Origin of the sequence: Caballeronia choica, from assembly GCF_001544535.1 — a bacterium.
Taxonomy (GTDB): Bacteria; Pseudomonadota; Gammaproteobacteria; order Burkholderiales; family Burkholderiaceae; genus Caballeronia; species Caballeronia choica.
In genome coordinates this window covers 1-26,137 of the sequence record NZ_FCON02000085.1, presented here as the reverse complement: position 1 = coordinate 26,137, position 26,137 = coordinate 1, and the positions used below count along the sequence as shown (strand labels likewise).

General features: G+C 58.8%; 19 protein-coding genes and 5 pseudogenes. 14 read left to right on the top strand and 10 right to left on the bottom strand.

Going from position 1 to position 26,137, the window contains the following annotated elements:
* Window positions 1–5: 5 nt before the first annotated feature.
* On the bottom strand, window positions 6–275 hold the full coding sequence (locus tag AWB68_RS28495; RefSeq protein WP_235028542.1) for a DUF1488 family protein: 270 nt from the start codon (window positions 273–275) through the stop codon (window positions 6–8).
* An 817-nt stretch (window positions 276–1,092) separates the two neighbouring features.
* Between AWB68_RS28495 and imuA the strand changes: the two genes are divergently transcribed.
* From imuA to AWB68_RS28475, 3 genes and pseudogenes are all read left to right on the top strand, one after another.
* On the top strand, window positions 1,093–1,800 hold the full coding sequence (gene imuA / locus AWB68_RS28485) for a translesion DNA synthesis-associated protein ImuA (protein ID WP_087647674.1): 708 nt from the start codon (window positions 1,093–1,095) through the stop codon (window positions 1,798–1,800).
* A gap of 9 nt (window positions 1,801–1,809) precedes the next feature.
* Window positions 1,810–2,015 (top strand): annotated as a pseudogene (locus AWB68_RS49700) (DNA polymerase Y family protein); the annotation flags it as partial.
* Between the two features lie 15 nt (window positions 2,016–2,030).
* Window positions 2,031–5,169: pseudogene (locus tag AWB68_RS28475) on the top strand (error-prone DNA polymerase).
* A 44-nt stretch (window positions 5,170–5,213) separates the two neighbouring features.
* Here AWB68_RS28475 and AWB68_RS28470 read toward each other — a convergent pair.
* Window positions 5,214–5,693 (bottom strand): hypothetical protein, encoded by a 480-nt coding sequence (locus AWB68_RS28470; RefSeq protein WP_235028541.1) that lies wholly within the window; start codon window positions 5,691–5,693, stop codon window positions 5,214–5,216.
* Window positions 5,694–5,950: 257 nt separating this feature from the next.
* On the opposite strand from AWB68_RS28470, the gene AWB68_RS28465 reads away from it, so the two are divergent.
* Complete coding sequence (locus tag AWB68_RS28465; RefSeq protein WP_087647673.1) at window positions 5,951–6,778, top strand: H-NS histone family protein; 828 nt, start codon at window positions 5,951–5,953, stop codon at window positions 6,776–6,778.
* Between the two features lie 183 nt (window positions 6,779–6,961).
* Here AWB68_RS28465 and AWB68_RS28460 read toward each other — a convergent pair whose 3' ends face one another.
* Window positions 6,962–7,165 (bottom strand): cold-shock protein, encoded by a 204-nt coding sequence (locus AWB68_RS28460; RefSeq protein ID WP_087647672.1) that lies wholly within the window; start codon window positions 7,163–7,165, stop codon window positions 6,962–6,964.
* Window positions 7,166–7,454: 289 nt separating this feature from the next.
* Complete coding sequence (locus tag AWB68_RS28455) at window positions 7,455–7,814, bottom strand: hypothetical protein (RefSeq protein ID WP_125483064.1); 360 nt, start codon at window positions 7,812–7,814, stop codon at window positions 7,455–7,457.
* Between the two features lie 101 nt (window positions 7,815–7,915).
* On the opposite strand from AWB68_RS28455, the gene AWB68_RS28450 reads away from it, so the two are divergent.
* Window positions 7,916–8,854 carry a tyrosine-type recombinase/integrase gene (locus AWB68_RS28450; protein WP_087647670.1) on the top strand — a complete coding sequence of 313 codons (939 nt, stop codon included), beginning with the start codon at window positions 7,916–7,918 and terminating at the stop codon, window positions 8,852–8,854.
* A 48-nt stretch (window positions 8,855–8,902) separates the two neighbouring features.
* Window positions 8,903–10,381, top strand: a complete 1,479-nt coding sequence (locus AWB68_RS28445) for a 3'-5' exonuclease (protein ID WP_087647669.1) — start codon at window positions 8,903–8,905, stop codon at window positions 10,379–10,381.
* Here AWB68_RS28445 and AWB68_RS28440 read toward each other — a convergent pair.
* Window positions 10,353–10,856: a Fis family transcriptional regulator gene (locus tag AWB68_RS28440; RefSeq protein ID WP_125483063.1), complete on the bottom strand. Its 504-nt coding sequence runs from the start codon at window positions 10,854–10,856 to the stop codon at window positions 10,353–10,355. The two genes, AWB68_RS28445 and AWB68_RS28440, sit on opposite strands and share 29 nt — an antisense overlap.
* Before the next feature lie 273 nt (window positions 10,857–11,129).
* Here AWB68_RS28440 and AWB68_RS49695 point away from each other — a divergent pair.
* The 4 genes and pseudogenes from AWB68_RS49695 to AWB68_RS28425 all read left to right on the top strand — a co-directional run bounded on the left by AWB68_RS49695 (window position 11,130) and on the right by AWB68_RS28425 (window position 13,219).
* Window positions 11,130–11,350: pseudogene (locus tag AWB68_RS49695) on the top strand (hypothetical protein).
* A 213-nt stretch (window positions 11,351–11,563) separates the two neighbouring features.
* The gene (locus AWB68_RS51135; RefSeq protein ID WP_327383463.1) at window positions 11,564–11,683 is read left to right on the top strand and encodes a DUF6723 family protein; all 120 of its coding nucleotides are present in this window, start codon (window positions 11,564–11,566) and stop codon (window positions 11,681–11,683) included.
* Between the two features lie 47 nt (window positions 11,684–11,730).
* A complete protein-coding gene (locus AWB68_RS28430; RefSeq protein ID WP_087647667.1) occupies window positions 11,731–12,690 on the top strand; it encodes an SOS response-associated peptidase family protein in 960 nt (319 codons plus the stop codon).
* 229 nt (window positions 12,691–12,919) lie between these two features.
* Entirely contained in the window at window positions 12,920–13,219 is a 300-nt protein-coding gene (locus AWB68_RS28425) for a hypothetical protein (protein WP_087647666.1), read from the top strand.
* A 735-nt stretch (window positions 13,220–13,954) separates the two neighbouring features.
* On the opposite strand, the pseudogene istB reads toward AWB68_RS28425, so the two are convergent.
* From istB to AWB68_RS28395, 3 genes and pseudogenes are all read right to left on the bottom strand, one after another.
* Window positions 13,955–14,765 (bottom strand): annotated as a pseudogene (gene istB, locus AWB68_RS28415) (IS21-like element helper ATPase IstB).
* Between the two features lie 5 nt (window positions 14,766–14,770).
* Window positions 14,771–16,287: pseudogene (gene istA, locus AWB68_RS28410) on the bottom strand (IS21 family transposase).
* Window positions 16,288–17,535: 1,248 nt separating this feature from the next.
* Window positions 17,536–18,282, bottom strand: a complete 747-nt coding sequence (locus AWB68_RS28395; RefSeq protein ID WP_160110080.1) for a CBS domain-containing protein — start codon at window positions 18,280–18,282, stop codon at window positions 17,536–17,538.
* Window positions 18,283–19,020: 738 nt separating this feature from the next.
* Here AWB68_RS28395 and AWB68_RS28390 point away from each other — a divergent pair.
* Together AWB68_RS28390 and AWB68_RS28385 are read left to right on the top strand one after the other, a co-directional pair.
* The gene (locus tag AWB68_RS28390) at window positions 19,021–19,425 is read left to right on the top strand and encodes a phasin family protein (protein ID WP_160110079.1); all 405 of its coding nucleotides are present in this window, start codon (window positions 19,021–19,023) and stop codon (window positions 19,423–19,425) included.
* A 183-nt stretch (window positions 19,426–19,608) separates the two neighbouring features.
* On the top strand, window positions 19,609–19,941 hold the full coding sequence (locus AWB68_RS28385; RefSeq protein ID WP_087647661.1) for a hypothetical protein: 333 nt from the start codon (window positions 19,609–19,611) through the stop codon (window positions 19,939–19,941).
* Between the two features lie 507 nt (window positions 19,942–20,448).
* Here AWB68_RS28385 and AWB68_RS28380 read toward each other — a convergent pair.
* A complete protein-coding gene (locus tag AWB68_RS28380) occupies window positions 20,449–21,291 on the bottom strand; it encodes a YsnF/AvaK domain-containing protein (RefSeq protein ID WP_087647660.1) in 843 nt (280 codons plus the stop codon).
* Window positions 21,292–21,358: 67 nt separating this feature from the next.
* Window positions 21,359–21,784 (bottom strand): YsnF/AvaK domain-containing protein, encoded by a 426-nt coding sequence (locus tag AWB68_RS28375; RefSeq protein WP_160110078.1) that lies wholly within the window; start codon window positions 21,782–21,784, stop codon window positions 21,359–21,361.
* Window positions 21,785–22,383: 599 nt separating this feature from the next.
* On the opposite strand from AWB68_RS28375, the gene ligD reads away from it, so the two are divergent.
* Both ligD and AWB68_RS28365 read left to right on the top strand, forming a co-directional pair.
* Window positions 22,384–24,891: a DNA ligase D gene (gene ligD, locus AWB68_RS28370; RefSeq protein WP_235028540.1), complete on the top strand. Its 2,508-nt coding sequence runs from the start codon at window positions 22,384–22,386 to the stop codon at window positions 24,889–24,891.
* Window positions 24,892–25,364: 473 nt separating this feature from the next.
* A complete protein-coding gene (locus tag AWB68_RS28365) occupies window positions 25,365–25,685 on the top strand; it encodes a hypothetical protein (protein WP_087647657.1) in 321 nt (106 codons plus the stop codon).
* Window positions 25,686–26,137 lie beyond the last annotated feature (452 nt).

Sequence of the window (26,137 nt, the reverse complement as noted above, 5' to 3'; positions counted from 1 at the left end):
GGGTCCTACCGTTCGAAGTCCTGTGACGTGAGTTTAATCACTTCGGTCGCCAAGCGACGTGCCTTGCGTTCAGCTATCGCGACAATTCTCTTTCGGCCATCTGAAAACGCGCGAAGGAGGCGTGCCTCGTTAGCCTGCCGTTCGAGCCAGAAGTGAGCCTCGAGCGCCTCGCGGGTAATAGAACACGTCAGCTTTTTCCCACGCATCTCGATCGCAAACAGGACGGCATCCCCGCCGCGCGAGACCGTCGTCAACGGCGTAACGTTCGTATTCACAAACACACCTGTGCTCTTTCCATAAAAATCGGCCGCTGCGTGAACACCTAGCGGTTTGAGGCTTGGCCTCGCTGAATTGTTTGTGCTGACAGCCGCCAGATCCAACTGAGCGCAGCTACGCAGTCAACTCGTTCCTCTATTCCGCTGCTGTCAAAGCAGCGCAGAGCGTCATCATTTTTTTAACCACGGTGCTCGAATGGTTCAAAATCATCTCGCCTGTAAAAAGGACTTGGACATCCGATTGTCGCACGGTGATTCCCGCTCTACGCAGATCTCGCCGGGCAACTTGCAAGGCCAACTGCCCTATTTTGACGGCGTTCAAGCCAATGCATCACGACGGCATGCCGGGCAAGCCAGATGCGGCAGCTTTCGACGACGTGATCCACGCGCCATTCGTGCGTCAGCGAACGCGACGCAGCGGCTGTCGCGACCAGAAAACACAGCAACTCGGCGCGGGCGCCGGGCCGATCATCGATCTCGTGTCCTGCCATCTCTGTTCTCTCCTGGATCTCGGCTCATACGTCCCAAGTTGTTTGCGGACAAACGCCCGCGATGGAACTCCGCTGGCACAGCGAACATTGTTGCCAACGCATGCCCGTCACACCCTTTGCGACAGTGCGTGTACATGATGCTCTCGTCAGCAATCCGCCGATTGAAATCTCCCCGACATTTTTCCCATTTTTTGCTTCGAGGCGCCGGTACAAGATATCCATTTGATTTCGATTGATCGCCGGCGACTTAAAAGGGTCAATTCATTGTTGGCGTTTTCGATGTAAAGTATTGTACATCCATACAGTACTTATCGTACATCTCCCTCATGCCCGCCCTGCCGAAACACGTCGAGTCGATACACCCCGCGCTGTGGCGCGGGTCTCAGCTTGCGCGTGCGTACGGCAAAACGGTCGACACGGGCTACGCGGTGCTGTCGGCGGAGCTTCCTGGCGGCGGTTGGCCGCTCGCAGCACTCGTCGAACTGCTGGTGCAGCAGCCCGGCGTAGGTGAGTTTCGCCTGTTGCGTCCGGCGCTCGCCGAACTCGGCCGCCGCCCGGTTGCGTTGCTGCAAGCACCACACGTGCCGAATTCGCTCGCGTTCTCCTATCTGGGATTGCCGCTCGACAAGCTGATCCAGTTGCGTGCGCCGAAGTCCGCCGACGCGCTCTGGTGCGCCGAGCAGGTGCTGCGGGCACGAAGTTTCGGCGCGCTGATCTTCTGGCAGCAGCACATCCGCGCCGAGGCCCTGCGTCGACTGCACTTGGCGGCGCAGGCGACGGAGACGCTTTTTCTTCTCGTCCGGCCGCTTACCAGCGCAGCGGATGCGTCGCCAGCCACTTTGCGACTAGGCGTGCGTTCGGCCGATGGCGGCATCGTCGTCGACGTCGTCAAGCGACGAGGACCGATACGAAACGAGACGCTCAGCGTCGCCCTGCAACCCTCACCGATTCTGCTCAGCCCTCATGGCCGTACTCGTCGCCATTCACCTGCCCCGGCTTTCGCTGGAGGTATTCCGTCCAAGGTGGTCACCTAGGACGGAGAACAAAACCACCGGCCATTCTATGGATCGACGCTTACGCTCGTCTCGACGGGCGAGCGCATCGAGGCCGGCTGGTTCGACGGCGATCTGGTGCGCGCGACTACTTCGTCGCCGAAGCCGCCGACAATTGTTGCTACTGGATCTACCGCGAGCGGCCGAGCGCAACCTCGGACGAAGTGCGCTGGTTCCTCCACGGCCTCTTTGGATGACATGAGCCAAGCGCCGTGGATTCGCCTTTCTCCGCCCTGCCCGCTTACGCGGAGCTCTTCGCCTTTTCCAACTTCACGTTCCTGCATGGGGCGTCGCGCGGGGAGGAACTCGTCATTCGCGCGTCGCAACTCGGCTACTCGGGTCTCGCCATCACCGATGAGTGTTCGCTCGCCGGCATCGTCCGCGCCCACGTGCAGGCGAAGGAAGAGAAACTGCCGCTTATCATCGGATCGTATTTCAAGCTCGTGCACGTCGACAAGCGCCCCGCCTTCGGACTGATTCTGCTGGCCCAGAACCGCGATGGCTACGGCAACCTGTCCGAACTCATCACCCTTGGACGGATGCGAGCGGCGAAAGGCAGCTATCTGCTAACACCGCAGGACATCGCCCGTCCAGAGACGGCCTACGCGCACCTGCGCGGCATGCCGAATTGCCTGGCGATCCTCATCCCGGAATTCCCTGCGAAGGAAGAGGCGCTCGCCCCGCAACTCGAATGGATGAACGCGACGTTTCCCGCTCGGGCGTGGGTGGGTCTGACCTTGCATCAGCGCGCCATGGACGATATCCATCGGGGCACGGTCGAGTATCTTGCCTCGCGCTACCTGGTTCCGGTGGTGGCCACGGGTAACGTCGTCATGCATGTACGGTCGAGAAAGCCGCTGCAAGACACGATGACGGCCATTCGCCTTGGCAAACCCGTCGCGCAATGCGGCTACGATCTGGCGCCCAATGCCGAGCAACACTCGCGCTCGCGCTTGCGTCTCGCGAAACTGTATCCCGAGCACACGCTGACCGAAACACTGAGCGTGCTCGAGCGCTGCACTTTCTCGCTGGATGAACTCAAATACGAATATCCCGACGAGCTCGTTCCGCCAGGCTTTACACACGAGGCGTATCTGCGGCAGGAAACGTACATCGGGGCGCATCGGCGGTTTCCGCACGGCATCCCGCACGCCGTGCAGGAACAGATCGAGCACGAACTGCAGTTGATCCGCCATCTCGAGTACGAGGCGTATTTCCTGACGGTCTACGACATCGTGCGCTTTGCCCGCAGCCAGCACATCTTGTGTCAGGGACGCGGTTCGGCGGCCAACTCCGCCGTGTGCTATTGCCTGGGCGTGACCGAAGTGGACCCCTCGCGCGGCAACATGCTATTCGAGCGATTCATCAGCAAGGAGCGCGGTGAGCCGCCCGATATCGACGTCGATTTCGAGCATCAGCGGCGCGAAGAGGTCATCCAATACATCTATCAAAAGTATGGCCGTGACCGCGCGGCAATCGCGGCTGCTGTCTCCACCTATCGGCCTCGTGGCGCGCTGAGGGAGACGGGCAAGGCATTGGGCGTCGACCCGCAGATCGTCGACCGGGTGGCGAAAAGCCATCAGTGGTTCGACGATTCGCGCGACCTGCTTTCGACGGTTCGCCGAGTCCGAACTCGCTCTCATCGCCGCCTGGGCCTCGCTTGCCGGGCAGATACTGAATTTCCCCCGGCACCTGTCGCAACATTCGGGCGGATTCGTGATCAGCCGGGGCAAGCTGACCCGGCTCGTTCCTGTCGAGAACGCCGCGATGGCCGATCGCAGCGCCATCCAGTGGGACAAGGACGATCTCGAAGCGCTCGGGCTGCTCAAGATCGACGTGCTCGCGCTCGGCATGCTATCGGCGATTCGCCGCACGCTCGACATCGTGTCCGAGCAGCGCGGCGAGCGCTTCGAGATGCAGGACATCCCCGTCGAGGATCCCGTTACCTACGAGATGATCTCGCAGGCGGACACCGTCGGTGTGTTTCGGATCGAATCCCGTGCGCAGATGTCGATGCTGCCGCGCCTTCAACCGAGGACCTTTTACGATCTGGTGATCGAAGTCGCGATCGTGCGGCCGGGACCGATTCAGGGTGGCGCAGTTCACCCCTATCTTCGCCGCCGGCAAGGGTTCGAGCCTGTCACCTACCCCAGCGAGGCACTCGAGGCTGCGCTCGGACGCACGCTGGGCGTGCCGATTTTCCAGGAGCAGGTGATGCAGGTGGCGATCCTCGCGGCGGGTTTCACGCCGGGTGAAGCGGATCAATTCCGGCGTGCTATGGCTGCGTGGAAGCGCAAGGGCGGCTTGCAGAAGTACTACGACCGTATCGTCAACGGCATGCGCGAGCGTGGGTATAAACAAGACTTTGCGGAAGCCATCTTCGAACAGATCAAGGGCTTTGGCGAGTACGGCTTTCCGGAGAGTCACGCGGCAAGCTTTGCGCTCCTGGTGTACGCAAGCAGTTGGCTGAAATGTCACGAGCCAGCGGCATTTCTCGCGGCGATGCTCAATTCCCAGCCGATGGGCTTTTATTCGCCCTCGCAACTCGTCCAGGATGCGAAGCGGCACGGCGTGCAGGTGGCGCCCGTCGACGTCACGATCAGTGGCTGGGATTCCGTTCTCGAACGTCGCGAAGGACAGAAGGCGGTGGTCGTGCGGCTCGGGTTGTCTTTGCTCAAGGGAATGCGTGACGGCGCGGCCGAGCGGATCGAATCCGCGCGCGCGGTCAGGCCATTCCTGAATGTCAGCGATCTGGCGCGGCGCGCGCAACTCGATCGGCATGACCTTCAGGTGCTGGCGAGTGCGAATGCGCTGGCTTCTCTCGCGGGCAACCGTCGCGAAGCGTTGTGGCAGTCGGTCGCGGCCGTCCCCGACAAAGACATGTTGGCCGACGCCCGCCTTGAAGACGCCACACCGGTACTCGGCGCTCCCTCTGAAGCGGAAGACATCGTCGGCGACTATAAGTCGACCGGACTCACGCTCGGGCGTCACCCGCTGGAGTTGCTCCGCCCGATCCTGCTCGAGCAGCGACTGATCCCGGCATCAACTCTGCGAACGTATCCGAACGGCAGGCTGGCTCGCGACTGCGGCCTCGTGACCGTCAGACGGCGGCCCGGCACTGCCAAGGGCGTGATGTTCGTGACGCTTGAAGACGAAACCGGCAACGTGAACGTGATCGTCTGGCCGTCGTTGCTCGAGAAACAACGAAAGGAAGCGCTCGGCGCCTCGCTGCTCGCGGTCTACGGCACCTGGCAATGCGAAGGAGAGGTCCGCCACCTCGCCGCGCAACGGCTCGTCGACATGTTGCACCTGCTGGGCGGCTTGACGACGGTCAGCCGGAACTTTTGCTGATCTATTCGCAACGCACGGCATGAGCCAGCGGATCGCCAAACTTCTCACGAACCACCTGCACCGGCCAGCGCGGGAAGCCCAAGTGCCGGGGCCAGCGTCTTATAGTCCAGCAAAAACCGCGGGTCGGCCGCTGCCTCACGCGACATCCATTTGGTCAACTCTTGCCGGCACGACTCCGATTCCATCCGCACAAAGCATGTCGAGCGCTTCGGCATCATGCTGGCAGCCCAATAGAACTTGAACAGCGTCTGCCGCTCGGACGGATCCATGTCGAGCCCATCGGGATCGTGTCCCGAGAGCCACCGCTGGACCTTCATGCGCAGGGAAGCTTCTGATTCGTTCGGCGCATACGAGAACATATAACCACCGCCCGTCTGCGCAGTACGGAAGTCGTCAAGCAAGATTGCCAGCACGAATCTCGCGGCTTGCGGGTTGATTTTGAAGTCTGCTGCCCGAGCGCCGTCTGCCACATGCGACATAGCGACGGCGAACACGAGAATACTGCTACTGATCCACTTGGACACGACCTGGCCGTATGTTTGCTTCGTTAAAGACTCATTTTCTTAGTAGCTTACGCCGGTCGGGCTGTGCCGCCGTTTTTGTATGATTTCCATGTCTTCGATTCGGTATGGTCGCGTCATTCGGGTAGAACCTGAACAGCTCGCTAAAGCAAAAGAACTGGAATGGAAATGCGCACGAAAGCACGCTAGAGCGCGCTAAGCGCTTCGCGTGATTGACGATTAATGGCATAGTTCGGGCATGACCATTTAGGAGACCCCTCATGGCGACTCTTGAACAAATCCAAGCAAAAATGAAGAAGCTACAAGCTCAGGCAGAGGCATTGATCACCAAGCAATTACGCGCGGTACTCGACGACATCCGTGCTTTGATGGATCGACACAATTTGACGACCGCTGACATCGACGCTCATCAGAAAAACCCGGCGCGCAGAGGACGACCGCGCGGCGCGCTGTCGAAGGGAGCATCGAAGGCGTCCTTGCAGGCGTCCTCCGCATCTTCGTCGACAACGGCCACTAAGGGGAAGCTCCCGGCGAAATACCGCAATCCGAAGACAGGCCAGACCTGGAGCGGTTGGGCACGCCCCCCTGCTTGGATCGCGAAGGTGAAGGACCGGACCAAGTTTTTGATCGACGCGAGTTCGGCTGATGCGACGACGACTGCAACGGATGGAGCAACGACCAAGCGCGCAGCGAGCCAGCCGGCAGCCACGAAGCGAGCGTCAGCGAAGTCGAATGTGACGTCGACCAACGCCAAGACGCCCGTTGCGAAGAAAGCCGGACGGCCCTCCGCAGCAAAGAAAGCGACGTCCGTGGCCGCGCCCGCTCCCGTGACGAAGACCTCCGCGAAAAAAGTAGTCGCAAAAAAGGCAACTGCAAAAAAAGTGGTGGCTAAGAAGTCGGCAGCCAAGAAGACCCGGTCAGCGAAGGCGCCAGCGGGAAAAGCCGCATCCAAGCGGACGACCGCGACGGGAACACGGGTCGGACGGTCGGCGGCCCAGGCAAATGTTGCGGCGCCTGACACGAGCAACGCCGACGCCCTGGCGACTCTGCCGCCGGCGCAGTCGAGCGGCGCCGAGGTCACGGCTTAAATTTGACGAGTGTCGAGAGGGATCATGGCGCGGCCGGGCCGTCACGTACCACACTCCCGTCTCCTTCAACAAACGCGTCGCTGCGTTCGAGACGGAATCAAACGGATCAGACGCGTCCGTCATTGCCGGAAACAAGAAGCGGCCCGCAGGGGGCCGCTCTGAGGGGCTACGAAGCTCGATCGATTACATCGGCTGAATCGTCGAAGCCTGCTTTCCCTTGGGTCCTTGCTTGATCTCGAAGCTTACTTTTTGATTTTCCTGCAGCGACTTAAAGCCGCTGCCTTGAATCTCGGAGAAGTGCGCGAACAAATCTTCGCCGCCACCATCCGGCGTGATGAAACCGTATCCCTTCGCATCGTTGAACCACTTCACAATACCGGTTGCCATTTTTGCCACACCTCTACAGAACGATAAATGCTGGATGAGAATGCACCAACGCCCTTCGGTCGTCAGCAGCGCTTTTTAGCACGCCAGCGTCCGAAATCTCAATCAGCATTTTCGCTTACTGAAATGACATGAAACCGACATGACCGTCTCTTCGTCTCCGGAGAAGCATACGAACTAGGCATTCACGGCGAAAGTATTGGCGGCTAAAGCGGCTTCGTGGGCGACCAAATCCAAGGCCCAGCAGCCATTTACGTCAGTGAAAAGCGCCCAATGACCCCATCGGGACATGTCAGTCATCGGCGTCGTCGACATAACGTTCATTCTCGATCGTAACGGTCAGATCCTCGGCATCAATCTCATCGTTCATCGGTGAACAACGACCTCGCCGTCCTTTTTTACAGTCTGTCGCAATCAGCTCGAGCACGATGATCTTGTCCGAAATACGTTGAAGTTCCTCAGAACTGATCGTCGTGAGATTGACGATCTCGTAAGTCTCGGCATCTTTGAAGAGGGCCTCCCAGCGCAAGCTGTCTGCGACGAGTTCCACAAGAACGCCAGCGCGGCTGACGATTCTCAATATCCCATCGAGCACATAACTCGTATCCTCGCACTCCGCGCTGAATTGGGCTTCAAAAATTCTCTTGCCCACGACCACATCCCACTGGCTGTGCACTTATTGTTGGTAACTTGGTTTGACGAAGCGCCAGCTTCGCGTATCCTGAGGAGATTGCCAATTCAGTATATCGATTTATGACCCTGGCACTCTGGACGAGCGATCCCGAAACAGCCTATGCGCAGTGGCAGCGCACCGAAGCCGCTGGCGCCGACCGCCGAGCTTTCGCCGAACGATCCATCGTTCAACACTGTGCGATGTTTGCGCGCTTTAATCGATTCCTAGGCGCCCGTGGCCAGGCTTTGACGACGTTCGGATCGGATCACATTAATGGATTTTTTGAGGAACTCGCGAGAGACTGCGTACCGGGCACAACGACACGGCTAAGGTATCTGAAGCTCATCGATCGGCTCGTTCGACATCTGGTCGCCATGGAGCTTCGCTCGGCTAACCCTGCGGCTCAAATGCTCGGCTCAGAGTCGTGGCCCGAGGACGAACCCACACCGACCTACCTTTCGCTTGTGGATGATTGTCGCTTGCAGTCGGCCTGCGTATCGCAGCCGGACGCAGACTTCAAATCGCTCCGCAACACAGCCATTGTCGCGACCTTCTTGGGCGCCGGCATCACCGCCGCCGAATGCCGTCACCTCCGCCTTTCCGATCTTGATGTCCACGGCATCCGGCCCGACGTGTTGGTGCAAAAGCGCGGTCCGCGGATCGCTCGTAGAGTTACCCTCGAACCTTTCTCGCTCGACGTCCTGCGGGAGTACTACGACGCACGAACGAAGTTGCCTGGTCAAAGCGAATGGCTCTTTCTGGCGACGGCCGCCGGCAAGCCGATGAAGGATGACACGCTCGGAAAATGCGTGCGGGTAGCGCTGAAATCCCTGAATATTACGGCGGCAGACATGAGTCCACGACTTCTCAGGAATACCTACGCGCGTCGACATCTCCATGCGGGTCGCACCGACGAGGAGGTCGCGAACCTGCTGGGCCTTTCCAGTCATCGCACCAGTGTACGACTGCGGCAAACGCTTGAGCCATCATTCGCACCGCTTGTTGATTCTGAAACGTGATTCATCACTTCCGGCACACTGTCTCTTTTCTCTGAAACGCCCCTAATTGTGGCCAGCACTTTCAAGCCTACCGCCGAGCAGGAAGCCGTCGTGATAGCCGCGAGGAGCGGCGACGATCTCAAAGTGAAGGCGTATGCCGGCGCCGGCAAGACGTCAACACTGCGACTGGTGGCTCACCAGCTCACCGGTCGACGCGGAAGCTATCTCGCTTTCAACAAGGACATTGCCGACTCTGCGCGCCGCGGTTTCCCAGCTAACGTGGTTGCACGCACCGTGCATTCACTCGCGTACGCCGGCGTCCCGTCGCGACTCACCGCACGCATCAATCTGCCGTCTGAACCTCCTCACGAGCTTGCAGCACGGTATGGTCTCGGGGCAATCGAGGTACCCACCATCACCGGGAAAAGCGTTGAGATCACGCCATTCGAGATTGGCCGGATGATCTCAGACGGTTTGGGCAGGTTCTGTCGCTCGTCAGACGATACGCCGCGGGCCTTTCACGTCCCGGTGGATGAGAAAGTGCGCGAGGATGCTGCTGACTGGCTGCGTGAGCTTCTCACGCCCAGCGTCACGCGGCTGTGGAGCGAGAGCATTGACCCGCGCGGCCGCAGTGCGATACAACCTGATGTGTATCTGAAGGTCTGGGCGCAGGGCCATCCTCGCATCGATGCGGACTTCATTTTGTTCGACGAGGCGCAGGACAGCGACGGTGTCATGCTTTCCGTTCTGTCGCGGCAACGACACGCACAGATAATCTATGTCGGCGATCCCTACCAACAGATTTATGAGTGGCGCGGCGCGGTCAATGCAATGGCCCAAATCATCGCACCGGAGCGGCCGCTGACCGAATCGTTCCGCTTCGGGCCAACGTTCGCCGCGCTCGCGAGCCGCGTTCTGGCCTTACTCGGGGAGACTACGCCCATCCAGGGTCAGTCCGGTATCGGCTCGATCATGGTCGAAGATCCGTCCATTTCACCCCCTGTGGACGCAGTGCTTTGTCGCAAGAACGCGACGGCGATCTGGCAGTTCGCGGCCGGGATAGAAATGGGCCATAGACCCGCCATTCGCATGAGCGCAACCGAGATCGTCGCGTTCGCAGATGGTGCCGATCAGTTGCTCGCGGGCCGTCGAGCGTTTCGTCCTACCGCGTTATCGCTATTCGAGAATTGGAAGGACGCTCAGTCGTTCGCGCGCAGTGCAGTCGGTCGCGATTTGCTGCCTATCGTGGAAATCGTCGACGGCCGTGGCACTGATTATCTGCGTGCTCTCGCTCAGCGTCTGACGCCCGAAGGTCAAGCCGACTACGTGATCTCGACCGTACATCGCGCGAAGGGACTCGAATGGAAGCGGGTGCGAGTCGTCAATGATTTCCGCTTCAAGATGGTCGATGGCCGGCTGACGTTGGATGAGGATGAAATGCGCCTCCTTTACGTCGCTTTGACACGCGCGCAGCACGTGCTCGACATCTCCGATCTACGGGACGAACTGCTGAAGCTGTTCACCGTCCGCTTTGCCCGGCAGAATTAGAGTTGGAGAAACTCGCCGGGGATTCGACGCCTTCTTTGGATCGGGTGATTGCCGAGCTCACCATTCTGTCAAGGCGCTCGCAAGCCGCCTTCACCACGCCAAGGCGCACTTCTCTGAATTGCCGGTCGTGCTCGTTGATGACAGAGGGCAGCCGTTCAAGAAGCGTTTCCGGCACTTTCCAGTCGTCAGCTGTCTTTCCCTGGTCTAGAAGCGCAAGCACTTCTTTCTCGACTTCCTCAATGAAGGGGAGTTCGAGCAATCCATGCCCTGCCTCAGTCATAAACCCGGTAAGCAACACCGCCTGTGCGACGTGCCTGACGTCTCTCGCGGTGGCGCGTTGAGCACGCATTGCCTCGAATGCAAGCCGCGATCGCAGGGACATCGCATCTGAGTCGTGCCGAGGCATCGGCAGTAACAAGCCTTTTGATCGGTCGCGCGGCGCTTTGACCGATCTACGCTTTTTCGAGATTGGCATGATGGTTCGCAGATGAAGCCGTTCGATATGTTAACAAATGCCAAAAGCAAGACGGTTCCAGACTGGTTGCATCCGGGAAGGTACCTTTGGCGAGGTCGCACTTGCTTGAGCTGATCGGGGTTGCACGAATGCATCATCGACTTTTTGCATCCCGGGGCAGCGCGAGCGCCGCACGCCAAGGTAAATTCAAGCCCCACCGGATTGAAATCAGATTGCGACAGCCTCGGAACATCTTTTGCTGGTTGTTCCAATTCTAGTCTCAGGAGAAAACACATGGCTGGCGATAGTTCGTTCAAACCGGGCCAGATTGTTAAGGTTTCGGGCATCTATTCGGTTGTCAACGAAGACGGAAAAGGCACTTTCGAGGTAACGTGCGTTGAGGGAGAACATTTCCCGCCTACTCGAAGCGGAAAGGGCACCACTTTGAACTCAAATACGGGGCGACGTACGCCCACAAGCACGCCGAACCGAAAGGAACTGAGGCGCGAAACTAACGCTTCACACTTATGCCACGGCGCATCACGCCGGTAATGCTTTTTCGCGTGCGCCAATAGCCACCAAAGAGTCAGAGCTGAGTGCCCGTTGGCGCTCGATGGCTTCGGACATGATCCACTGGTCTCCGCTTCTATCCTCTACTCGTCCCACGAGCGGGCATCGACACCGCCATACCGGACCGAGCGCGCACGGGTTTGAACCATTGGAGCATGGTGGAATTCGAAGGAGTGAAGGACATCTGGCTCTATTCCGACCACCTTGAAGCGCTGGCTGTCGCACAAATTTATGGCGAACGCATCGTCGAGGGCCACCTCGCGAACCCGGAAATGTAGTTCATGGGGATGTAGGAAGTCGATCAAAGTAGACCAGGGAGCGATCTATGTGTTACTCGGCTCAAATCGAAGCGGACTATCGCAAGTACGTGAAGATGTTCGGCGCTCAAATGGACATCCGCGAATATGCTCGCCTGTACTGGGAGCGTGCCGAAGGCAGCAAGGCAAAGATCCCGAAGGCGATGGATGACTCGTTCCGTGCCCCGCAGACGGACGGCGAGCGTGAGATAAAAGAATTCATCGACCGGTTCAACGCTGAACAGGCAACCAGGCTCGAACAGGAACTCTTCAAGCAGCGGACGCGGCTTGCCGATGCGCAACGCACTCTGCAAACGAAAACCACGAAGGCTGCGACTGAAAGCAAGCGAATTGCGACCGACAAAATCGAGACTTCGCTGCGACGCCTGGAAGACCTCAATCGGACGGTACCCGAACCGCGTGACTCGCGCATCTTCCCGGGCCACTATGCCCCGGTCCTTGTCGTCGAGAATGGGCAGTACGTCATCAGGCCGATGCGCTACCAATGTCGCATTGCTGGCAAGCCCGCAAACTACGACATCAAATTTCCGGGCACCTACAACGCCCGTCGCGATAATCTTGAAGGCTTCTGGAAGCCTTTGTTCGGACATACGCACGGCCTGATGCTCGTCGATGTGTTTTACGAGAACGTCAGCAAGGCAAAGTGGGAGGGGACGTTACTCGAGTCTCACGACAAAGACGAAAACGTCGTATTGGAGTTTCGACCGAGTAACGGCCAGTTGATGTTGGTCGCCTGCCTGTGGTCTCGATGGACCGCCCCGGGCGAGCCAGACTTGCTGTCATTCGCAGCGGTTACCGATGAGCCCCCGCAAGAGGTCGCAGCGGCGGGTCACGACCGGTGCATCGTGCCAATTAAACCGGAGAACGTCGAGGCGTGGTTGCATCCGGATGCATCGAATCGGGATGCGCTGCACGCGATTCTTGATAACAAGGAGAGGCCGTACTACGAGCACCGGCTCGCAGCGTAGCGGCGCGCTCCCTCCGAAGTGCTTTTATGCAACGAAGCCATGCTCAATATGCGGCGAATGGATCACGTTGTCCAGATTCGTCAATCCGCCGCGCCGAGTTCGTCGTGACTTGCGAGAACGCCTTGACGTCGGCTCAACCCTGCTTAAGCGCGGGCGCCACGAAGCAGGCAGCGTAGTATAGGAATGAGATGGCGGCGATCTGCGGTCATCATTCGCCAAAGGAAAAAAGATGGAACCGATGAAACCCATGAAACCGATGGAGCCGATGAAACCCATGTCGGCCATGGAAAGATGGTGGCCTGATGAACTGGGTCACGCGTCGTCGAGTGGTTCACAAAATGACGTGCGCTACGCGTTCTTTGCTGATAAACATCGCTTGCTGATCGAAGATCACGGAAGCCTGCGTATCTACGACAGTGGGGATCATCAGATCAACGGGGTATCGCAGCAGCAGAGCCACGGGCACTCGCTTGCGTTTACGAGCCAAACCGGCATCGTCAACCTGGACGAGTTGAAACAAGTTTCCTGAGTCGGCTTTGCGCCGGCAGGAATTATGATTTGCCGGCTATGCCATGTGCGCATAGCGCACACCGTTCGGGAGGCGCGCCCTATCGCAGGTGTAGCGCAGAATGACGCCCCAAACATTCGCCTTGAATGGATAAAGTGCAGACCACGGGGCGTGCTGCGCTATCGGTGCGGATGCACAACGAGAGGCGTGACCATGCGACCCGTCTGAAGCATCGCCGCGAGCCAGCAAACAGGGACCACCGATTTCCGTTGCCTTTTCTGCAGTGCTGAAGTCGAAATCTCGCGTCTGGACGGGATGCGTTTGCGTATCGAAGTTCGGAATAGACACTTGGCTACTGCGGCAGATTTGCGAGTTCCGCACACGCGCCACGCACATCGCTTGCAAACAAAATCGGATTCTCAGTGCGAAGCTTCTCGTAGCCACTTATCGTTTCTTCCTCACGTGTCCAGCCTTGGCTCCAGTGGGATTCGAAGCTGTCAGGCTCCGCAACTCTAGCTCTAACCTTCGCCTTGTACTCAGACGCCTTTGCTGACGACAGGCCACAAAACTTGGTTCCAAAGTGAGCATTCGCCGCGGCGGCCTCGATGGTTGCCGCTCGGACGTTGTCGCGGGCGTCCAGGCTCGCTGCGAACGCGCTGTTCGTCGCCAAGTGTCACGGATCGGCGTAATCGAGCCGGGGATGATCGGCCTAATGAGGCCACGCAGAGTAGCCCCGAAACGCAATTTCGAATGGTTTCAAGAATGCGGTTTTTTGCCTGATTTTGCAATGACGTTTTCGCCGTTTTCAGGCATTGGTCTGGGCTTACGGAAGCTCTCGCCTTCAAGGACGATCCGATAGCAACCGTGGCGTAGTCGATCAAGCGTGGCTGCGCCGAGCACACGGTTGTCTGGGAAGGCGTCTCCCCATTCGTCCAGATCAAGATTGGAAGTCATTATGTGGAATTGAAAGATTTTTTATCGTCGCTGCTCGCTCATAGCGTGCGGCAACGAGATCATGGAAGTCTTCGTCGTGTGGTGCGCGCAGCGGTTTGAGCGCGAAGTCGTCGACGATCAGCAGCGGCACGCGCACGAACTGTTGGAACTTGCGCTCGTACATCCCAGTGGCACGCGCTGCATGCAGCTTCTTCAGTAGGTCTGTCTGCGTGACGAACACGACATCGCGGCCCTGGCGCGCGGCGCAGTGGCCCAGTGCCTGTGCAATGTGTGATTTGCCGACGCCTGTTTGACCCACCATCAGAATCGCAACCTTCTCGTCGATGTAGCGTCCCGTCGCAAGATCATTGATATGCGCCCGATTGAGTTTAGGAAGGCGGTCAAAGTCGAATGACTCGAGTGTCTTTCCTAGCGCAAACCCGGCACGCAGGATGCGCGCGCCCAATTTTTTCTGGTCTCGCCGCGCGACTTCATCATGCAGCAGCATGGCGAGGAATTCGGTGTATGCAAGTTTCCCGTCGATGGCCTGCCGGTTGCGCTGTTCGAGCGAGTCAAGCACACCAGACAGCCGAAGTTGTTTGAGCGTCGTGTTCAGTTCTGGACTTGGATTCATGATGTTCAATGCAGAAGGAGGGAGTTGAGATCTCGACCGAAACGCCCGCCACTGAGGTACGTATCGGTGGGCGTTTGCGGGGGCGCGGCTACCGGCTCGCTGTCCAGTCCTTTATCGAGGATGCCTTTGACGGTGCGGTACTTCGGACTTGCAAACGCTAGCGCGCGTTCGCAAGCAGCGTCGAGCCGCTTGTCACCCACCTTCTCGCGCAATCGCAAGATGCCCTGGACACCGCGCAGGTTCACAAGCACTTGGTCGTTAAACAGCGCAAGGGCGACCGCCAGGCAGGAGGGGCCGATCTCTCTGGCACGAGCAAGGCACCACTGCGGATCGTGCTCGAGCCACGCCTGTGCTGCCGGTGGCTGATGGTCGCGCACCGTATGACGATCGCCGGGCTTGCGCAGCCGCGGATGCGTTGCAACCAGGCCATGCTGGTGAAACAATTGCACTACCGTGTCGGTGGCCTTGAGCCATAGGTCCTTACCAACCAGCGTGAACGGGACTGAGTACAGGGCCTTGCGGTAAACGACGTGGCCGTCGCTATGCACGGTAACTTCCTTCCACACGGCCAGCACCGGTGGCACGTCGGGAAGAGCTGCGAGCAGTGGCCTCTCGACGGCGAAGCGTGTCAGCGGTTGCTCATGGGTCGTGTCGTGCTTGCGGGTGCTGGCTTCCTGCATGATCCATTCGTGTAACTGTCGATTCGCGTCGCTTAAGTCGCGAAACGTGCGCAGCGGTACGAAGGACTCTTCACATATTTGACGCCCGATTCCACAATTCCTTTCTTTGCGGGGTCGTGTGGCGGACAAGCGTCAATCCGGAAACCGTATGCCTCGGCAAGCGATGCGTAGGAGCGTTGTACTTCGGGGCTGTAGATACACGCTTTAATGATTGCGCACTTCGCGTTGTCTATAATTACGCGCTCCGGGTGGCCACCGAACCATTCAAAGGTACGACGGTGGCAAGCCAGCCACGTCTCGACCGTCTGGTCGAACACAATCTCGGCATACTGATGCCGAGACCAGCACAACGTTGCCACATAGATCCACGTCTTAAGCGGCGTTCCGGATTCGTGCATCAATACGGGCCCGGCGCCGAAATCAACTTGCATTGCGTCGGCCGGCGCGAACTCAAGAATGGTCGTGGCGGCTACGCCACGCTCGTCCTTCAGGTGGATCAGGAAACGACGCATTGCGGAGTAGCTGCCGGTGTAGCCGTGATTGCGTTTGAGCGCGCCGTACATGGTTGTGCCTTGCACACCAGCGTCGAACCAGCTGCGGATCAGGTCGCGAAAGGGCTCCAGCGTTGAAATGCAGCTCCGGGCGACACCCGGATTGCGTCCGAATATGCCTGCCAACTCGGCATCGTCCGGTAGAGGTCGGTCCGGCTCTAGCCAGCCACGGGCGAGCGCCAACTTGCGTACGCCCTTGAGTTTGCCGCGGCCCATCAGCCGCGCGCTAGCAATATCGCGATCTGAATCGCCTTGACGCATGCGCGTCAGAACTTGTCGATATTCAAACACCTCGAATCTCCTGTTACTCATCGGCCCTCCGGGGAAAAAACTCCGAAGGATAGCCAGTTACGGAAATTCGAAACGCGTTTGGGACTACAGCAACACCAGACAACGAGCGAGCAAAGTGGCTCGATCACGCCGATCCTGAAGTGGCCTCATACGCCGATCATCGAGTGGCCCCAATATGCCGATCATTGACTGGCTCGATTACGGCGATCATCCGGTGGCTCGATTACGCCGATCATGAAATGGACCGATTACGCCGATCCGTGACACCAAGCAACAAGAGAAGAGCAAGGACCGCCATCGTTGCATGTTGCGTATCCCCAATCTCATTCAGTGGCGGCTTCGGGTCCGAAACGTATCCTGTGATTTTAACGATAATATCGTAGGCGACACGGCTCGAAGTCAGGAGGTAACTGTGAGTCAAATCCCACACAATCTTGACAGCGAGGCGCGGGCCGAGCTCCTCTGCTATCTTGTCGCGTCTCAACTCACCGCGCGTGCGCTCACCGGCACGTGGCTATCTGCGCCCAACGTTATCGAGTCTCTGCGAATTTGGCTGCGTGCGAATGGTGCCGCAACGGATTGGGAGGACCGACTCGCCGTGGCCGGCGCTGCAGAAGAGGTGGCTCGGTCATTGTCAATCGATTTCCCGTCTGACGAGCACTCGCTAGCGCGACTCTTTTGTGTCGACCGTTGGCAACTGGACCACCGCTCGCCTACCGTGCAATTAGTGTACCGAGCATGTGTCGAGTATCTCGAGAAGCGATAACAAGACCGTGGGCAGATGTCGGCGTCGAAGCCACCGTACGCGAAAGCACCTGAGTGACCGAAGCTTTTGTTCAGGTTCCGAGTGCCTCGGAGGCTAGCCTTTCGGTTGGTTTGAGCGGTTTGAGCGGTTTGAGCCGTATTCGACGGCCCGTTTAGGTTTCACTGCTGAGGCGCGGTTACGATGCAGCAGTGCGCTGAAATCATCGTTACGACGCTATTCGATAAGCGTCATCAGGAGACGGCGCTCCGCCTCGGCCTTCCCGCACGGAACAGCGTACTGGCATGCGTCCGCTTCAGTCTCAATTCTGCCGAGCGCGCTATTCCCGTACTTTTCGTCGACTCGGCAAGTGACGATTGCCATCGACACGAAACCGGATGGCTGCCATTCAATGGGCGTGACTATCCCGGCTCCGATGAAGTCGACACGCGGCACGTGCATGACGACTCGCCGTTGTGCGTCGACCCCCACTGTGTTGGCTGGCTTCATTTCGCAGCCTTGCTCTCGCTGTCCACGCCGCGTGCCGCCTTTTCCCAGAACTGGACGTCCTGGCCTTTGGGGGCGCCGGCCTGTTCCCACAAAACTCGTGCCCGGGGTCGAATCTCCGCGTCTCTCTCAGAGGTAAGCTCAAGTGATTCGAGGCTTTCGCCGCTTTCGCCAGCGTGGATGCTTACTACGTCGTAGCCGTCAGCCGCCGTGGTCCAATTCGTGACGTGCCTGGCCTCTTCGAATTGGCCGATGGCCGCTTGGACTGCTTCATCTTTCGTTCCCTGAGCGACCGAGACCCGCATTAGCTCGCTGTGATGCGGAAGGCCTGCGTGGCCCAGTACTTCTTTATAGAAAATCACTTCGAACGGACGTCGTTCGGAGCCGCCGCCCTCAAGGTCGCTCATGGATATGATTCCGACCAGGTGACGGTCAGCGTTGACAACCGCAAGTCGTTGTACATGCGCCTGACGCATGAGCGTGGCCGCTTCTTCGACCGAGTCTTCCTTCAAACAGCAAATCGCGTCCACGGACATCGCGTCACGTACCCGCATGTGATTTGGGTCGCGATTGTCTGCGACACCGCGCATCGCGATGTCGCGGTCGGTAATCATTCCGAGCAGCCGGCCGTCTTGGCAGACCGGCAGACAGCCAATATTGTCTTTTCTGAGCTTGCGTGCTGCTGTCGCCAACGTCTCGTCAGGCTCTAAAAATACTGCGGGTTTCATCCGCTCTCTAACTAACATGGTGTGACCCTCCGATGGAGGTTAATTGCAACAGTTGACCCGTTTCTTGGGGCACCGAAAGTGACGGCGAATGCCACGGGGATTAGATTGCCCATTGGATTTGCTAACCCGGCGAGCGTGGTTGTCCCTTCTGCCACCGTTTTGAGCGGCGGTTTGCAGGAGTGGTGTATTGCTGTTTTGGGAGCGTGCCGGCTGAAGATGATTGACCCGTCGCAGCCGCTTTACCGGGTGCTTGTCTTTTCAGAATCGCGGTCTAATGACTGAGGCTACTCCTTGTTGAGAGGCCGAAACTACTTTATTTCTGTGACGTCGAATAACTTGTTTTCCTGGCGTGGGTCATCATCCACGGTCTGGATGCCGGGCTCGCGGATTCGGGTGACGATCGCGTCGTAGTGCCTCTTATCAGCTTGTCGAAAAACGGTCTGCGGAAGGCTCGAAAGCAGTTTTCCGGATGGTCTGCCCCTCCGAACGTTACGCGAGCCGCTTGCAGAGTGTTTCGGGCGTTCTTCAACTTTTCTTGAACCTCACTAGGCACAATCCAAGGGCGCTTTAGACGACGATAACGCGGGCACCGGCCTGCCAGTAAGATGTCCAACTCTAGCGTCTGAGTACGACCGTTCGCGATACCCGTTGACTTCACGAACCATGCCCGTACACTTGATTTGTTGCAGTGCAATATGCATTTACGACACCGGAGCCAACTGCGGTCGACCGCGGCGCCCGACCATAGGAGACGTCATGAGCACAGTGTCCCCGCAACAATTCTTTTCCGCGCAGTCGGTTCAAGTTCAAAACGTGTTTGGTGCCTTCCAGGCCGCGTTTGATGGCATCGAGAAACTTACGACATTGAATCTGCAAGTTGTCAAGACCTCGCTTGCCGAAAACCAAGTCATCGTTGAAAAGGCACTCGCGACACGGTCGCCACAGGAGTTCGTTGAGCTATCGACTAGCGTTGCCAAAGCGACCGGAGAAAAGGCGAGCTTATATGGTAAGCAAGTAAAAGAAATAGTCTCGAACATGCAAAGCGAAGCCTCGACGACGGCGAAGTCGCAATTGGCTGAATACCAACGCGAAGGCCAAGAGGTGCTGAACAAGTTCACCAAGAAGCCGGTACTTGAAAGCGGAGTAGTTGTCGCGCCCTGATAGAGGGCTGCGTCCCGCGAGGAGGAAGTAAGCGTCGGGGCTCGTTGGGTCTGAAGACTCCGTGGGCATCGGCCGCAACAATACGCGTCAAAGCTGCCTGACCAAGTGTTCACCCGGATAGTAGCAACTCCGGAGGCTCGATATTCACTGGCGCTGTACGGCCCAAAGTCCGGAGCATGCCGCATGAAATCGAGCGAACGCAACCGAATTGCAGACGAAGTACGGTGCCGACAGAAATACGAGGTCGAACTGGCCCAAGGGGCATCGCACATCGCAAGCATGCTGTACCCGCACACGCTCAGGGACGCGGTTCAGGAAACGGTTCGCGCCTTCGCGGACCGACACGGTCGAGAAGAGTTGCGAGTGTTCCTCTCCACGCTGGCTTCCCAGCTGGAATATCGCGGGTGTGACGATGCTGTGCCGTTACTTCAACGCGTTGCGCAGCGCACGAACTCCGCCCGATTCAACGAGTACCTCGCAACACTCGGGTCCCAGGGGCCGACTTCCAAGCACTAAGCCGCGCTGCGACCCACCGCTAAATGCCGCACGCGACGAGCAAAAAGGGCCGCGACGGTCACGTTAGCTAGCCGCACGGGCGGTCCACATCGCGCGTGAGCTGGTGTTGCAAGCTGGCAGACGGCGCCGACCCAGCTCGCGGCGACTGTTCACGGCGCAAACGGCGGTGAACTTCGCTTCATCGCTATTGGGAGAAGTTCGGAAAAGCAATGAGCGTGCAGCTACTACGTAGGTGCCCTCTCCCAGATGGGCTAGATGTCGCGTGGGAACAGCGGTCGCAACTGCGTGTAAAGAGCTCACTACGACGCTATACGCTGGAAAGGCCGATCAGCCCATCCCTCAGTCGGATTGCGCTTCCACTTTGCACTCGAGCAAAATCCAAACCCCTCGCACACCTGCGGCGCGAATCCGCTAATGGAGAGTATCGGTCGTCTGGGCGAATGACTACTCGAGGAGGCCACGAGACGACGACCCGCGACCTACTTGCTCTGCTGCACAAAGCCATCTTTAGATGGGCTTTGTCGGCGTCGAAGGTGGGCGCAGCGTGCCACCCTCCCCTTGAACGCGTTCTACTTCCACAGTAGTGCCTCGGACGGTGTCATTGATAGTCTCGGTGCGCTCGGTCGCTTCCTTGCCTACGACTACTTCCTCTACCACGCGCGCCGTTTTGGAAACGACGGGTTGTTCTTCTGTCTCGCGGATTTCGACGAACCCCTCCTTCAGGTCGGCCGCATTGGCAGGGCGGTCGACCGGGCGACGTTCAATGGCAGCGTGCTCCTCGCGCAAATTAACGGTCTCACTAACCGGCGTCGCGGTTGCGCGCGAATAAACGCGAACACCTCCTGTTTGCACTTCGCGCTTCCCAACCGCGAGGTCTTCGCGCACCACGGGAAACGCCTGCCGTTCAGCCGCTACATCATCCGCTGTGTACTCCCTCGCGGACGGGTCATAACCCGCGTAGCCGCTAGTTCTCCACTGAGCAACCCGTTCGTCAATGTCGACCGCCCCGGCGTCGTTAAGTTCTGCACGGACCAAATCGGCCTGGGCTTCGTTCGCCACCTCTACAGTCACTAACGCGCTTCCGCGGCGAACGGCTTCATGATAGTGGCCGACTTCTTCTGGCCGGTCGTCGCTGCCGAAGAGGTTCGAAAAGAAATGCTCTACGCGCGAGACTACACCTTCACCTTCCGGGCGGCGTTCTGTACTCGCCGTCGTGTCATACGTCCGGGCACCCGACTCTCGCCCATGAACTTGAATATCAGTACGCGCGATACCCGCTCGCTCAAGGCGCTCAACTGCTCGGTTGGCTTCGTCAAAGCTGTCAAAAACGCCAACGATTGCTTGTGTCATATTCGTATTTCTCCAATGATGATTGAAGCGGCCAAGGCCGCCCATAGGAACGCGCTACTTACCGAGGTTATTTTTCTGCGTTTGTGCGTGTGCTATCACTAAACCCATCTTCTTCTGCAAGCCACTCGCCGCTCGCACCGTCCCGCCGCTCAACAACCAACTCCTCGCGGCGCACCGATGCTCGGTGCACCGCGTCCACCTCCGCCGCCGCTTTTGTTATTCGGACCTCTTCCTTCAGCATAAGTCGCATTTCTGTGACCGGGACATACTCAAAGACAGGCACAATCAAAGTGTCGCCTTCTTGGCGTGCACCGTACTCCGCGGACACGGGTTGGTTGATTGAAACCCGCTCCACGATGACCGATTCCGTCCGCAGCGTTATCGGTATCTCCTGAACTTCGTCGTGAGTCAGCTTGCGCACACGCACAGCACCCGTCTCCGTGCGCTCGACTTCGACTGCGAGTTGTTCTTGAACCGCGGAAATTGTAGTCACGTGTTCTCGATGGCCCGTTGGCTCTGAAACATCGTCGTACGCCGTTCCCATCGTGTCACTCCGTGCGTCGTTTGCGATGCCGGGCAGGTCGCATCAAAGGGACTGCATGCACTACGCCCCGTGGGTTGCCCGGCCGAAAATGGTCACTACCCGCCTATTGCCCTCGCAAGTTAGCGCAATGCACGTGCCCGGCGTATCCGAAAACGGAACGGGCCCAAATGTCCACACCGCTTCGTCGGCGAGGAGCCGCAGGCCCCATCCAAGATTGATCAGTGGGAGTGGGTTCTTTGTCGGCCGTAGACGCGCCCAGGTGGCATTTCACGACGAGCTCGCGGCTCTCGCAGGCCAGGCTGCCAAGTTCCATTACAGCGATGTTTTCGGTCATTTTGACCTCGCGGCGCTGCTCGGGATTCAGGCCGCCGGCACGCAAGTCTATGTGTGTGGGCTCGGCCCGATGTGCAAGCAACTCATGAGGCGGCGAAAGCCATCGGTTGGGACAGTTCGCGCGTCCGAAGCGAGAAGCTTCACTGTTATTCTATTGATGCTTATCAACGACGATTCTGGCGGCCTCCGCGTTCGCTTCTTTCCGGAATATGAACATGGCCTCTGCCCGCGAACCGAGACCTTCGCCCCTCGCCCGCTACACGAAAATGCGTAATTTCGGGGTGACCCCGGAACCCGCTCCGTCGGCCGAAACGACAATCAGGTCCGGACATCTCGGTTTCGTCGTCCAGAAGCACTGGGCGAGTCGCCTTCACTACGATTTCCGTCTCGAGATGGATGGAGTGCTGGTTTCGTGGGCATTACCAAAGGGGCTTTGTTACGACCCGAAGGAGAAGAGGATAGCAATCCATGTGGAGGACCATCCGCTGGAGTACGCAACGTTTGAAGGTACGATTCCACCAAAGCACTACGGCGCCGGGACCGTCATAGTGTGGGACCGTGGGACATGGGACCCGGTCGGCGACCCGCGAAAGGCAATGACGGCGGGCAAACTGGTCTTCCAGCTCCATGGCGAAAAGCTCTCCGGCTTGTGGGAACTGGTCAGAATTTCGAAGCCGGAGGACAAGCAAGATCATTGGATGCTGTTCAAGAAGCGCGACGAATGGGCGCAAGCGCTGGCGAAATACGACGTCATCAGAGCGCTTCCCGACAGCGTCATCACCAAGCCCCTCGGGCTTGCTGAAGAGCGTGAGCCGAGGGTCGTACGGCCTGTGCGTGGTCGTAGCGCTGCGATGGACCTTACTGCTGCACTAGACGCGCCGCTTCCCGCGAAAATCGAACCGCAGCGCGCGGCACTGGCTTCGTCGCTACCGACCACCGGCGACTGGATAGTCGAATCAAAGCTAGATGGTTACCGCATGCTCACACGTGTCGAGAAGGGGCGTGCGCGGATGTACACGAGCGGCGGGCACGACTGGACGAAGAAGTTTGCGAGGCTGGCCACAGAGGTCGAGAAGCTCCCTTTCTCCAGCGGATGGCTGGATGGTGAAATAGTCGTGCTCAACGACGGCTTACCCGATTTCGGCGCTCTCCAGAATGCAATAGACGGTTCGGCGAATCAAGAAATTATCTATTTTCTATTCGACCTGCCGTACCTCGATGGGAAGGACCTGAGGAATGTCCCTCTGTGGACCAGGCGCGCGCTGCTTCTGCAACTGCTCAAGAATGAGGGCGACCGCATAAGGTTTAGTCAGGATTTCGACGCACCAGTGGCCCAGATATTCGAGGCCGCCGCCGGTTTGGGGCTTGAAGGTTTGATGTTAAAACGCCGGGACGCGAAATATGAGTCGGGAAGGACCCAGACCTGGCTAAAGGCTAAGTGTCGGCTTCGGCAGGAACTGGTTGTCTGCGGTTTCACCGCTCGAGGCGGCAAGGATGGCGAGGTCGGCAGTTTGCTGCTCGGCTACTACGTTGGCAACAAGCTTCACGACGCTGGCAGCGTTGGCACCGGCTGGGACGCCCGCACTGGCCGGGACCTGTGGACTCGTCTGATACCGCTCGAACTCAATGCGACGCCATTTGACGTCGCCGTGTCAAAGCCAAGCCGTCGGTCCAGACGTGCCGACGGTGCCGAGCGCTGGGTTCGCCCGGAGCTTGTTGCCGAGGTCGAGTTTGCCGAGTGGACTGCAGTAGGCGTGGTGCGGCAGGCGTCGTTCAAAGGGTTGCGCGTCGACAAGCCTGCGCGATTCGTCGTTCGCGAGTCCGGAGCTGCGCTAGCACCTGCTCCCACCTCCCACGTCAAAATCTCCCATCCGGAGCGCGTCGTTGACCCGTCGAGCGGAGTCACGAAGCTCGACCTCGTCCGTTATTACGAAAGCGTTGCCCAATGGATGCTGCCCCACCTGGCGGAGCGGCCGCTTGCGATGGTTCGCGCGCCTACAGGCATTTCCGGCGAACTGTTTTTTCAGAAGCATGCAGAAAGGACCAGCATGCCCGGGCTCAAGGCGCACGACCGAAGCCTGTGGCTGAATCACCCGCCACTGTTGACTATCGATACCGCGGATGCGCTGTTGTCGGCGGTCCAGATGAACGTTGTTGAGTTTCATACCTGGAATTCGACGGTTCTGCAAATCGACCAGCCTGACAGGGTCATCTTTGACCTCGACCCTGGCGAAGGCGTGAAGTGGAAGCAGATTCAGGAGGCTGCAGTTCTCGTCCACGCATTGCTTACGGAGTTGGACCTACAAGCTTGGTTGAAGACGAGCGGCGGCAAGGGCCTCCATGTCGTCGTGCCACTTACTCCGAAACTTGACTACAAGTCTGTGAAGGCTTTCTCACAGGCGCTCGTCAGGCATATGGCGAGAACAATTCCCGACCGCTTTTCGGCCACATCTGGCGCCGCCAACAGAATCGGCAAAATCTATGTTGACTATCTACGAAACGGAAAAGGACAGACGACCGCCACCGCATTTTCCGCGCGGGCGCGGCCGGGCATGGGGGTCTCCATGCCGATTTCATGGGAGCAACTGTCCGAGCTTAGAAACGGCGCGCACTGGACGGTGCAAACGGCGAGAGAGTATCTTAGCTTTCAAACGCTAGACCCTTGGGAGGCGTACTGGTCAACGAGACAATCGCTGGCGTCAGCCATAAAGCGTTTGGGATGACGCATCTCCGCGGACGCGACACGTGGGTCCCGACGCGAGCCAAACTCGCCAGCCCTCGTTGTTCAGTTTGCTGACGGCAACTGGCGGCCACTCCTGTTATGAAGGCGGGCACCCGACTCGACCCATGCAGGCAGCGGGGCAGCCAGAACGCGCTGCAGGGGGGTGGTGGCGGCGGCGGTATCGGAATAGCACCCACCCAGGCTGCCGGTGGCGCCGGCGGTGGTGGCGTGGGCGGGGGACGATGAGTATTCCGGGCGGCGTCGGCCGGCGAACGCCGGTGGTGGCGCGGCGGCGGCGGTCGTGGACTTGGCGGTCGCGGCGTCGTGATTGTCGCGTACTGACGTGCCGACGCGCACCCCAAACGAACCAGGGCGCCCGGTCTCTCGCAGGCGATTGGCATTCCGGCGCCAGGTCTCAGAGCGCCTCACTTGAGCACTTGAGCTAGACTCGCTTGAGCAACCAAGGAGATTCGGATGATACGCAAGACGCTCAATACCTCGCAACTACAGCAGGAGGTCCACCGGCGAATCCATCGACTGCAGGAAATCATCGAGGACGGCGTGAAGATTCGTGTGCCGCGGCCGCAGTTGCAGAAGCCTGACAAGACAGGTTGCAACTGGAACATGACCCACTTCGGCAACGCGGTCGGCTTCGAGCGCGATATCGAGGGCGTGCTCGAGACCGTGCGTGCGGAATACAACCTCAATACCGAAGTGAATGACACCGGCAACCCGTTTGAGCGAGGGCTAGCCGGAAAAGAACACCTCCACGGCGGCGTAGATTCAGTTCTATGAACCCAAGAAGTCCGCTTCGCCCGGGCTTTTTCCAATTGCTCTCGGTCGTCAGCGAGTGTGAGGCCTTACAGGCTAAGGTGCAAAATATGTCCCACCAGTACAAACCACGAAAGCAAGGGGACCGACACTGAAGACGCGGTCGCGTCGCCAGTTCGTCGGCCGTAACGACGGCGATTGCCTCGGCCTGACCAGTGACCCGACCTCCTACCGAATTGCGTCTTGCTTTCCTGCTACCGTCTCCTTGTGCCGCGCTCGCTTCGACGTAGGCTTTGCCCTTGTCGCCGCTTCGGAGATCGACGCCATTGTCTTGCTGCGCTTGCGTATTCCGGTGATCGTGACCGACATTTCCGGCATCGTGACCGCTGATTCCGTTTTATCGTGACCGCTGATTCCGTTTTATCGTGACCGCGGTTTCCGGTTGATCGTGATCGGCAATTCCGGCGATCGTGACC